The sequence below is a fragment of the Streptomyces sp. NRRL F-5630 genome (assembly GCF_000719475.1).
Taxonomy (GTDB): Bacteria; Actinomycetota; Actinomycetes; order Streptomycetales; family Streptomycetaceae; genus Streptomyces.
Map to the genome: position 1 here is coordinate 1 of NZ_JOGO01000026.1, position 12,890 is coordinate 12,890.

The 12,890-nt window shown below is 71.8% G+C and carries 1 protein-coding gene; it reads left to right on the forward strand.

Annotated features, from left to right (window positions below):
• The first annotated feature begins 70 nt into the window (after window positions 1-70).
• Window positions 71-12,793 carry a hypothetical protein gene (locus IF99_RS0114635; RefSeq protein WP_234340705.1) on the forward strand — a complete coding sequence of 4,241 codons (12,723 nt, stop codon included), beginning with the start codon at window positions 71-73 and terminating at the stop codon, window positions 12,791-12,793.
• Window positions 12,794-12,890: the final 97 nt, after the last annotated feature.

Sequence of the window (12,890 nt, forward strand, 5' to 3'; positions counted from 1 at the left end):
GTCCGATCTGCCGGACGGGCTCGGCAGCGGCATCGATGCCCCTGCGCCGCCCCCGTACACGCCGCCGCCGGTGTACTCCTCCCCGGGCACCCTGAACACGCTGCCCCAAGGCGGCACCGACGCGCTGTCCGCGCCACCTGACCTCAGTACACGGACACCGGGCGGCACGGGCACCACGGGCGGCACGAACAACTTCAACAACACGAACAACCTCGACAGCACGGGCAACTTCAACAGCACGAGCGGGTCGCCGGTCCCGTATCTGCCGCCGCCCACGTCGTCGCCGGACTCGCCATCGCTCTCGCCCTCCACCTCCCCGGCCTCGTCCCTGCCGGACACCAACCCGCTGACATCGGGAACGACGTCCGCGCGCAACCCCGGGCCCTCGTCCAGTTCGAACACCGACTTCACGCCCGATGTCACGCCGGACCTGGCGCCCGACGTCACGCCGGACCTGGCGCCGGTTGAGTCGCCGGACCTGACGCCGGATCCGACACGTGGTGCGACCTCGGACCCGTCGAGGTCGCCCAGCGACCTCCCGCAGGGAATCCAGGCGCCGAAGGGTTCGACCTCCACCGCCCCGGACCCGAGCAGCACGAACGGGCTCAGCGACAGGGGCCTGGAGACCGGCCTCGACGACGACGCGTCGAGCGGCCAGGACGGGACACGCGAGGTCCAGAACGAGTCCACCGGTCAGGAGGACCTGCCAGGACGCGGCACATCCGGCCGGAACACGAACGGACAGCCCGGCCTGGAGGACAGCCCGCACCAGCAGGTCAGCGACGCCCCGCCGGTGTCCGGGGCCGAACCCGGCGCCGTCGCACCGCCGGCCCCCGTCAGCACCTCGACCGGCCCGAACGCCACGACGCCCGCACCCGGAACACAGAGCACCCCGCCCGGCGCGCAGCAGGGCACGTCCGGCACGGGGAACCAGTCGCAGCAGTCCCCGCGGACCGGTTTGAACGACCCGGGCGACCTGATCGACCTGAGCGATCCGGGCGACCTACCGGACCAGCGGGCGGACCAGGACGAGGACCGTCAGCAAGAGCTGACCGACGGTACGAATCGGTCGCTCACCCCGCCGCCCCCGGGTGTCACGGACGACACCGTCACCGACCTCGGGACGCGCACGACCACGGACACGACCGGGCCCGACACCGCCCCGGCCCCGCCACCGGGACTGCGCACGTCCTCCGACGCCCCGCGACTGGACGAGACCGCGGCGCCGCCCGCGCCCCCACGGCCGCCTCACGCCGACCTGACCGGCGACACGGACATGACCGTCCTCGACAGTGACGCGCCGACAGGTGACGCCATAACAGGCGATGTCATAACAACCCCTGATACCGATGCCGACCCCGATGGGGACGCGCCTACCGCCCGGACACCGGAGCCCGCCATGCCCGTCGCCGATCCGGTACGGCCCGAGCAGTGGCGGGCCGGCCGCCACGACGCACCGGCCGTACCGGTGCGGACCGAACGGTTCGACCCGGCCCTGGACCCCGGCCAGAACCCGCCGGGGCCCGGACTGCTCGACGGCAGGGACACCCTCGTCCGGATGTGGGTCCAGCGGATCCAGGCCGACGACGGCCGCTGGGTGCGAAACGTGTCCCTGCACCTGCCGGTCCGGTTCGGCGAGGGGTTCGACCCCGCCGGCCTCGCCGCGTACCAGGAACGGATCAACGGCCTCCTCACCACGCACCTCAACAACGGACTGCTGCTTCCCGAGTCGGGCGATCAGCTTCACCTCGACCTCACGCTCACTCCCGCATCCGACCACCCCGAGGCCATCGAACTGAGCCGGACGCCCCGGCCGGACGACTCCGACCAGCTGCATCTGCGCCTCCACACCCACGACACGTCCCTCTCGCCCGAGGCCCGCGACGAGCAGCGGGAACGCGACGACGCGACCGCCCTGCACGAACTGCTCCACTACGCGGGCGTACCCGACCGGGGCCGGTCGGCCAAGGCCCTCTTCCGCCGGCTGGTGCGGCAGAGCGACAGCTATGGCCTCATGGCCGACCACAGCCGACTGCCCGACCCGGCAGGGATCGCCGTTCCCCTCCACTACCTGCGCACCGTCGAGAGTGTCATCGACACCGGCGCCGTCCTCCGGGACCACCCGCTCTCCGCACGGGGCACCCGGCCTCCCAGCGGCATCGACGACCCCGCACGCGCGCCGCGGATGCTGGCCCCCGCCGACCGCCCGCCGGTCCACCCGCCCTCCCAGGCCGAAAGTCCTGCCCCCGCACCGCTGCACGACAACGACCACGACGGCATCAGGCCTCCGGACCACGACCACGTGAGGCCTCCGACTCCGCACGTGTCCGTCGTGTCCACCGATCCGTCAGCGCCCTCCCAGGAGCCGAAAGGCCAGAACGAGACGAACACCCCGCCGCCCAAGGCCCCCGGCACCGCCAAGAGGTGGATCACGGACCTGCTCGCCGAGAGCCATCCACCGGAGGTGGACCGTGACATGGCGCCCCCGTCCCGAGAACGCCGCAGCCCGGCTCAGTTCGAGGACGGCCACAGCATTCCGGCATACCTCGACGACCTCCAGGCGCTCCTGCCGCACAGCCTGACCGACGCCGAGCGCGCTCAACTCCTGGCGACCCCCGCTACGTTCGGCCAGAGCAACGTCCACCTGCGCGGCATCGATCAGGTCGTGGCAGTGATCGAGAACGAGTTGGGGCGCATCCCCGCCGCGAAGCCCGGCAAGGGGGCCGCCCAACTACTGACCGACATCCGTCGGACGCTCCGGGACAAGCCCAAGACCTTCACCGACGGCGGGCGCCCGTTCCCGTACGTCGACGCGGACGGAAACGTCCGGGTTCTCCGTATCACCACCCGCCACTACGGGAGGTGGAGTTCCTTCAAGGACGCTTTCGGCCATCCCGCGAAAATCGACAGCATGCACCGGGCCGCCGCCACGTTCGGCCTGGTGAAGAACATGCAGGCGAACGCCCAGTGGGGGGCGGGCGGCCCGATCGGCCCCGCCGGCACCACCATGTTCGGTGGATTCGGGCGCCTCGCCGTCCGGTTCGGTTTCATCAACAAGGTCGGCTACACGCTGACGGACCAGCGCATGAACCAGATGGAGACCCGTACCCTCGACGGCTCCCGGGCGTATCTGGACAGCGTGTACTACGAGGTACGGGTCACTGACGCCGCCGGACACATCGTCACCGGCCTCGGGACCGGAACCGACACGGCCACCGGGAACACCACCGAGACCGGAGCGGTCGTCAGCACCAGCCCCGTCCAGGACGCGGACACCGCCAAGGACACGAGCAGCGCCGCCGGCAGGCAGGCGCTCTTCGGCCTTGCCGTTCGCCACGGGCTGCTGGTGCGCCTCCCCGACAGTGTGACGAAGCTGCCGACGCCGGGCCGGATCCCGCGGTCGATGACGCTGGACCGTGAGGCGCAGTACCGCTTCGTCCGTATCGAGGGATTCGGCCCCGTCGCGGCGATCCGGGACTGGGCCGCCGCGCGGATCGGTGCCTTGCCGGGCAGCTCCGCCTACCACGAACTGGACACATTCTTCTCGGGCGACAGCTTCCAGCGGCACGGCGGCACGATGGCGCGCGGCCGGATCACCACCCCGCCGCTGTTCGCCGACGACAAGCGGAAGTCACCGCTCGGCGTCTTCGTGGTGGAGGAGGTGATCCCGCGCGCGGCGATCCTGTTCGGCGAGACGGACAAGGCCGAGATGCGGGACATCAACACCTCCACCATTCGCAGCGAGCGGAACCGCGTGGAGGGGAAGAGCCTGACGGTGCAGGCCGCCGGCGGACCCGCCTTCAACTTCGCCGATCCCCTGGGCGAAGCGTTCGACCTGCGGTTGCAGGCCGGCCCGACCGGCCAGTACACCTACGCGACGACTCGTTCGACCGGCCTCGGCGGCGCCGGGACCACCAAGTCGGCGGGCCATGTGAAGGGACCCCGAACCGCCCTCTACGTAGTCGTGAAATCGGTGTACGTACGACGGAGCGGGGACGGCGGCCCGCCACGGCAGTTCCTCACCTGGAGCCTGGACCGGATGACCAGCGCCGAGGCGCGGCGACTGGCCGGCTGGGACGACGGCACGCGGCTCGCCCTGCGCCACGGCGGGCCGCCGCGCGTCCCCGCGTACCTGACCGTGGACCGGCCGCGCACCCTGGGCATGCATCGGGTGAAGGAGTTCACCTTCCCCGACGGGCGGCGCACCGACGCCCCGCCGACGGCGGCGGACGCGGTCGGCCGTACGCTGCTGGACGCGTTCGCCGACCGTGTGGTGACCGCCGTCGCCGCGCGCCGCCAGGGCCTGGTGGCACCGCTGGACCAACTTCTGCCGCCGAACCCGCCCAAGGGCTGGCGCGCCCGCTTCAACGACCTGCTCGAACGCGACCCGGGCGCTTTGCTCAAGGCGGCTCGCGGCCGGCCGGTGCCCCCGCAGTGGTCCGACCCCGCGAGGTACCGGACGGCGCTCCAGAACACCCTGCAGATCCTCGGTGTGCTGTCCCAGCAGAACGTCACGGCGAGCCTGGAGGCGCTGACCACGACCGGTCTCCGTATCCGTCTCGTCGACCCGGACGCGGTCGGGCAGACGTACTACTACGTCTGGGTGCACGGCGAGCTGACCGGGCGGAGCTACGAGGGCAGGGACATCGACGAGGGGATGCGTTTCAGCGCCCAGGGCATCGACCGGCTGGACGGTCAGGTGAGCGCGAAGCGCGGCACGGAGATCGGTTTCGAAGGCACGCTGTCGGGCCGTGACAACAACGTCGACAGCGCCGGCATGCGGGAGAACACGCTCGGGCTGACGTTGGGGGCGCGCAAGGGGTGGCAGCGGGAGGTGGAGAGTGCGTTCGGCGCGACCGTCGGGAACGAGCCCATGTCGGTGACCACGAAGCCCATGGACCTGTACCGCTTCGACATCGCGCTCACGGCGGTCCTGGGCGGCTACTGGCGGCCCCGTGGGCTCGTCCGTGGTCTGGGCCTCGGGCTGCCGGGACTGCTGGTGCTCGACGAGCCGGTCAATGTGCTCTTCGGCCGGTCGGCGAGGGGCTTCCAGCAGGGCGGCGGCCCGGTGGCCGGAAAGGTACTGATCAGCGTTCCCAGCCAGCACGCTCCCGCCGCCGACCCGCACGCGGACGGGGCGCTCAATCCGTACACGGCCGTCGAACCGGCTCCCGTCCCCATGGCACCGGAACGCGCCCTCGCGCTGGCCAAGGGCGACCTGATGCTGCCCGCCGGGGCCGACGGCGCGGGCGGCGGCCGGCTGGCCGACCGCGGGTCCGCACTGTTCGGGGAGCTGCGCAAGCACCCGTTCGTGATCGTGAGCATGGTGCTCTCGCCCACACTGCTCGCCGGCGTCGACCGGGTCCTCAAGGAGGCGTCGGGCGGCGCCTGGCAGCTCATGAAGGAGGGAGCGCCCACTCGTGACGCGGTCGTCCGCACCTTCACCCCCCAGTACCTGACGGCGAGCTTCGACCAGAGTTCGGGCCCTCTGGGGCTGGCGAGCAGCGGGCTGCTGGGCAAGGGTCCCGCCGGCGAGTTGTGGGGCACCTTCCGCTACGCGACCACCGTGGCCGGCCTGCGCGCCCTCACCCCGTCGATGTCGATGGACACCGAGATGACGCTCGGCGCGACCAGACAGGCGGGCGGCAAGGCGAGCAACAGCACTGCTTTCGTCTTCGGCGGCCAGTTGGTGTACGCCGCTCCCCGGCACCCCGGGCACGGTGTCATGGGCACCTACGGACTCGTCGCCAACCCGGTCTCCCTCTCGCACGGACGGAGCCGCAGCGTCGTCCGGACCGTCGTCGCCGACATGAACCGCAAGGGGTTCACCCACCAGGTGCTGGTGGCCGGGGACGTGGACCACTGGTTCGCGATGGTGACGAGCCGGCTCGGGATGGGCCGGATCGGAACCACGGCGGCGGCGAGCTCACTCGTCCCTCGGCTGGTCGCCGGAACGGCCGGGCTCTCCGTGACAACACCGGGCGGCCTGCTGGGACATCTGCCCGAGAAGAACGCGCACCGGCTGGGGTTGCTCGACGACGGGCTGGGCGAGGTCCCCCGGTACGCGCGCCAGCCGTGGGCGCCACAGCCGTGGATGCGCGGTACCTCGTTCGGCACGTACGCGGTGAACGCGCTGGATCCCACGCGGGCGTTGACCGCGTTCGAGGAGCGGATCCGCAAGCTGGGTCTGGACGAGGCGAGCCGGGAGCGGGTCCGGCAGTTGGTGTCGGGCCGGGCCACCCGGGCCCTGAAGGGCGAGATGACGACCACCGCTCCCGCGACGCCGGTCTCGGTCGGCGCCTGGGGCTGGGGCGGGGTGTGGATCGGCGGCCGGTGGGTGCGGGCGCGGGTCGAACTGATCCCCGGTACGCCCCGCTTCGAAGGTCTCGATCACAGTGTCGAGCTGGAGGAGAACCGCCGGGCCGTGGAAACCGTCCAGGAGGGCTCGGACTCCTCGTCCGGGGCGGACGTCGGTTTCCTCACCAGTCAGATGGTGTACACCGGCAATCCGGACGTGGTGGGAGCCGGGCCCACCTACAGCGAGGGCGGCTCCCACAAGAAGACGGTCGCGTCGGGCCACACGACCACGTCGATCACCATCTACCGGGCAGCGTCCACCGAACCGTACGCGGCGGTGGTCACCCCCTACCGGATGCGCATCACGCTGGAGGCGGACGACACTCCGGACGCGTCCGGCCCGGCGGGGCGGCGGGCGAAGCCGGGAGAGGAAACGGCCACGGCGTTCGACCGCTTCCGGGGCAGGCAGCGGATCGTCGAGGAGCACGACGTGGGCGAGTTGCACGAGCACGTGCCGCTGAGCCTCATGGAACCGGTGATGCCCGCGCCCGAGTCCGGGTCCGCGGCCGCGCTGCTCCCGTTGCCGGCGGCGGATCCGGCAGCCGACCCCGCTCTGGCCAGGGCCCCTCGGCCGGCGCCCCTCCCGGCGACCGACAGGACGGTCCTGGTCCGGTACGGCGACGGTGTCGAGCGGCCGTTCACGTTCCCCGAGAACGGCATCCACCCCAAGGCGATCGTCGGAATCGAGAACATCCGGGCAGCGAACGACCTCCTCCTGACACGCGCCTACGACGCCGGCTTCTCGATCGAGGCACTGGGGGCCGAGGACGGACCCGACCCCGACGTCCTGACGGAACTTCTGCGCCGGGCCAAGCGGACCGGGCTGACACGGGTGGGCAGCGGCGCGGCGCAGGCACTGGAGGACGGCACCGGCTACATGGCGCTCACCGCGTTCTTCCCCCGCACCGTGGAGACGGACGGCTACCAGGTGGCGGGGCTGGCCGAGAAGCACCTGACTTTCACCACCGATGTCGGCGAACTGACCCTTCGTTCCACGCCCGACTTCAGCCGCGCGGTGCTGCTGACCGTCGGTGACGGCAACAAGCTCGAGGTGCTCAGACGGCACGGCGAGAACGTGAGCACCTCATCGGCGGACGAGCACTCCCAGTCCTCTTCGCTCGGCGGCGGGTTCCTGTACAACTCCCCCGACCAGGCGGGCCTCAACCAGGTGGGCATCTCCGGACCGGGGCCCAACGACCTGGACGGCGACGGGATCCCGGTCGGTGATGACCATCTGACGTCCCGCAACCTCAAGCCGAACACCGGGCGGTCGTTCCTGTTCGCGGTGCCCGCCACCTGGCTCAGCACCGGAGCCGTGCACCGCGGGCTGGTCGACTCGAAGGCGGCGCACAAGGTCGGCGGTACGTTCGGCCTCGCGCGGCCGGGGCCGCAGGCGATGACGTCCGAGGCGTACGTCGTCGCCTGGATACGGGAGGACATCGCCCGCGAACTGATGCTGATCAGCGACACCAGTTTCCCCGCGCGCGTCGGCAAGGCGTGGGACGCGGTCAAGAAGGTCAGCGCGGACTGGGTGGCGGCGGACCAGGCGTACTGGAAGAAGCGCCGTGAGGGCTCGGCACTCCGGGAGGAGCGGACCGCCGCCCTGGTCGAGTTGAACCGGGCGAATGAGGGGGTACAGACCGCGCGCCGGACCCTCGATGCCGCGCGGGCCGAGGTCGAGGCGGCCATGGCGCCGGCGACAGCGCCGGCCGCGAAGCCGGTCCCGGCGGCGGTCCCGGCCGAGGTGACCTCGACGGGCGGTCCCTCCACTGTTCCCCGCCTTGATCCTTCCGTCGATGCGTCCATCGCCGCTTCCGTTGATCCCTCCGCCGGCCGCTCGGCCGATCCGTCGGCCGATCCGCTTGTGATCGACGCCAGGGCGCGGGAGGCGGCGGCGGTCGAGGGGCTGACCGGGGCCCTGCGTGCGGTCGACAGTGCGAAACAGCGGGTGGCGGACGCGAACAGGGCCTTCGAGAAGGCGGGCGAGAAGCTGCGCGGGGAGCTGGTGCCGCTGCTGGACGCGGCGAACGGTCTGGCGGCCGAGTACCACCGGCTGCGCCACGCCACCGACCAGCTCACCCGCTGGCACCAGCTGATGGCCACGGAGGAGGGCCGCAAGACACTCGACGGCCGCGCCGAGCCCCCGGCGGTGACGTACGAGCCGGTCAAGAAGACCGAGAAGGCGGTCCCGCCCCGCTACAGGCGGTCCGGCGAGGGAGCGGACGCCCGCCTGATCGCCCCGGTCGTCGAGGAGAGCGCGGCCGGGGACTCGGGCCTGAGGGCCTTCGCACGCACCGGGCCGGTGGAATACGCGCTCCACGACGTGCCCAGGGACGGCGACGCGTTCTTCCACGTGCTACTGGACGGGCTGGAGCGGGCCGGGCGGGGCGATCTGCTCACGGCGGCCGGCATCGACCTGTCCGGGGCGCGGGACGCGGCGGTGGCACGGCTGCGGGAGGTGTTGGCGGCACGGCTGAGCGAGACGGGCGAGAGCGGTCTGAGCGGCTTCGTGACGGTGGACGGAACGGACACCTTCACTCCGGCCGAGGTGGCCGGAGCGGGGCTGGTGCTCGGTGAGAACACAGCCGCGCGAAGGGAGTTCGACGCGCTGGGTGTGATCCCGCACGCCGTGGACCTGAGCGATGACGCCCGGACCCGGCTGGCGGCTGCCCAGCTCGGGCGCGCGGGTGGGGCGGGAGGGGAAGCGGGCTGGAACAACTCGGCTACGGACCTGTTGCCGGGGCTGGCCTCCCGGGCGTTCGGCGTGCGGATCACCGTCGTCCGGGCGGACGGGAGCTTCCAGGACTTCGCGCCGCCCGTCGACTCCGGCCGGAACGCCGGGACGCTGGAGTCGGACCTCGATGTCGAGCCGGGCCCCGCGCCCCCGCATGTCGTGCTGAGCCTGACGGACAAGCACTTCCAGCTCGCGCTCCCGGTCACGGACACGGACACGGAGCAGAACACGGCGGTTCCGGACAGCGCGACGCCGCCCGAGGGGCCGGGCACTGACCCCCAGGACGCCCCGCAGCCGCCGGTCACGGACGTGCCGGTGACGGATACGCCGGCCACGGACGCGCGGCCCGAAGACACGCCCGGGGGCGGCAAGGACATCGGCAAGGAGACGGGTGAGGGCACCGGCACCGGTGCTGGTACCGACGCGGAGGTGTCCGGGGCCGGGCCGGGGCGTGGGCGGCGAGTGTCGGTACCGTTGGACGGGGAATGCGTCCTGTCCTCGTTCATGGCGAGTGCTCCGCTGCACATCCGTGACCGTCTGCCGGGTCTCTCCGAGAGTCACCCCGCCGCGTACGCGTGGCTCTCCTCGCCGGAGGCCGTGCACGACGACCTGCGGCGGCGCACCGGGCATCCCCTGCCCACCGACCAGTCCCCCGTCGTGGCCGAGGCCATGCGCGCACACGTACTGGACCACCTCCGGCGGGCGGAGGAGAGCGGTACGGGGCTGGACCGCATGACCCGGTCGCAGTTCCGGGGACACCGGGCGGGGAACCTGGCACGCCGGTTCGACGCACTCGACCGCGAACAGCTTCTCGCTCAGCTCGCCCATCACGGTGTCACGGCCGTCACGCTCGACGCCCTCGGCGACGCCACGCTGCGGATGGCCTACGTCAACGCCCGTACCGCGCACCGCGAGGACGGGATCAGCGACGCGGACATCCGGACCGTCGCCAGTACGGCCGAGAGCCGGGACCTGTTCACCTACCTCGACGATCGCGGTCTGCTGCCGCCGGTGACCTCCCTCGGGACCACCGGGCTGCGCACCCTGCTCGAGCGGTCCTACCCGGTCAGCGACGCGCCTCTCGACGGCGGCGAGTACGCGTCGCTGCGCCGGACCGTGGCCGACTGGTCCAGCCGCTGGAACTCCCCGGAGGGCGAGGTCCTGGTACCTCTGCTGGCGCAGGCCCTCGACCTGCGGGTGGACGTCCTGGTCGGCGGTGACGGTCCGGGCACCCGGCTGCTCACCACCGTGGGGCCGGAGACGGCCCCCAGACGGACCGAGGTCTACTACTCGGGCAACAACCACTACGACGGCAGCGATGCCACTCCCATCGACCGGGAACGGGATTTCGGGGCGACGGTCGCCCCGAAGCGGGTCAAGGACGAGGAGCGGGACGACGCCGGGGACGTCCGGCTCAATCCGTTGTGGGTGCCGCTGGACGAGTTCAGCGCGGAGGTCCTGACCCGGAGCCAGGACGGTGTGTGGCTGTACACGGTCACAGGGGACGGACGGGTGGTCCTGGGCAGTGAGCAGCCGTCCGCGCTGATCGAGCAGGAGCAGTTCGACCGGCTCCTGGCCGGTATGCGGGAGAAGGATCCGGGGCTGACCGCGGAGGCGCTGCGCGACAGCCTGGACGGGCTCGGGCATACGGGTGTCGCCGCCGAGTTCAGCGAAACGAGCGGCCGTACGGCAGCGGGTAAGGCCCGGGTGTCGGGCGAGTTCCGGTGGGACAAGGAACTTGACGCGTGGACGGTGAACGACAAGTCCGGCCGCTACATGAGCGACAAGGTCCGGCCGGACGTGGACCCCGAGCGGGCGACCGCCTGGCTGGAGAACGTGGCGAAACTCTTCGCCGAACGGCTCGGGGCCACGGTCGTGGCCAACCCGGTCAAGACCAAGGCCACCCCACCAGCGCCCCCGGCCCCGGCGCCGACCTCCAACACAGAGGCCCAGGACCACAACGGGACCAAGAGGCAGATCCAAGGCCAGGATCAGACCCGAGAACGGCCTGCCGAGACGGTTGTCGCCACTCCGCCCGCCCCGGTCGGCACCTCCACCGCCGCCCCGACCGGTCCCACGGCCGAGTCCACCGCGGACAACGCGATCGCCGACGCACGCGCCGATCACGAGGAGTCGCTCACCGCCTTCGGCCGGGCGGCGCGGACCGTTGCCCTTCTCCATCAGCGCGTGAAGGCGGGCGAGGGGAGCGACGAGGACGTCCTGCGGCTCCACGACGCACGGAAAGAGGCCGCGCAGGCGCAGCGGCGGCTCGACAACGCCCTGGACCGGCTGCGCGCTCTCGACGCCCGTGCCGCCGACGCCGCGGTGGCGGCGATCGTCCCGCGTGTTGACCGTACGGACGCCGAACGAGGGCTCACCGCCGCCTTGGTCTCAGCCGACGACCTGCCCGACGACCCGCCGCGCCTCGCACCCGACGACACCATCACCACAGCCCAACTGAACGCCGCCGAGGTCGCGTTGCGGGAGGGGCCCGCGCTCCAGGCCGCCCTCAACGGTTCCCTCCCCGTACGGGACAGCAGGCTCGGCCCCGCCGACCACGTACGACTGCTGATGGTCCGGCCCGGCCCCTGGAACGACACACTCGACTCCATCGCGGCACATGCCTCACGCCGTACCTGGCGCTCCGCCCACGACGACTTCGCACTCGCCACGGCCAGGGCCTCCGGAGTGCCGGCGGACACCGACCCGGACGAGGTGTGGTGGCGGGCTGTGTCGCTCGTCCTGCCCCTGCCCCTCCACCCCGTCCTCGTGGACTCGCGGTACGCGGGTGCGGCGTTCCGCGACGCGGTACGGCAGCTCGCGGAACACCTCGCCGTACACGGGCAGGACGCGGTCTCCGGCATCGACCTGGCGAACCGGCTACGGCATGGGCTGGGCGTTCCCCCGCTCCCCGTCGGCGCCGCCGGGCCGACCGCGACGGACAGCTCCGCCGACACCGAGCCGGAGACGCCCCCCGCATCGAACGTGGGCGCAGACCCGGCCCCGGCTCTGGAGCCAGAGCGGGAGCCGGAGCCGGAGCCGGAGCCGAGCGAGAGTCGCACGGCGGAACCGGTCGACGTGGAACCGGCGGACGGAGAATTCGACCGGGCCGCTCTGCGGATGGACGCGGCGACCTTCACTCAGCTGCTCGTCACCGCGCTGAACCGGCAGGCTCCCGAGCTGCTGGCCGCGGGCCCCGGAGCCACCACGCCCGAAGCGCTCGTCACCTGGCTGGACACCACGCTGACGAAAAGCGTGTCCGACGATGGAGCCGCGGTCCCCGGTACGGGACCTCTCTTGGCGGCACACGAAAAAATCCCCGTGCCCACACTCAAGTCATTACACGTGGAGCTGACGTCGGACCAATACCTTCAGGCGGTACTGCAAGGTGATCAGCTGTCCGTGCGGGACGCCGGCCTGACGCGAACGCAGCAATTCCGTCTGCTGCTCACACGACCGGTCGACAGCGACACGACGAATGCCGGATTCATCCAGACCTTGGCGGAATTCACGGCGCACCAACTCGCCTTCCGGCTCCTGTTGTTGGACACGGCGGGCCACCACCTCGCCCTTGGACCGGCCGACGGGCCGATCGTCTCGCTCGATCTTCGCGGCACTCAGCCCACGCCATACGTTCCGCCACCGTATGCCGATGTGAACGGGCCGGTCTTGCTGACGCTCGAACCGGGCAGTCCCTCGTGACCCCTCGGCATCCCCTGAAGGAGCTGCGGCACGGGGATTCTGAGAGGCTGGGCTGAAGCTGTCGGGGGGTTGAATACGCGCAAGGGAACGGCGCCAG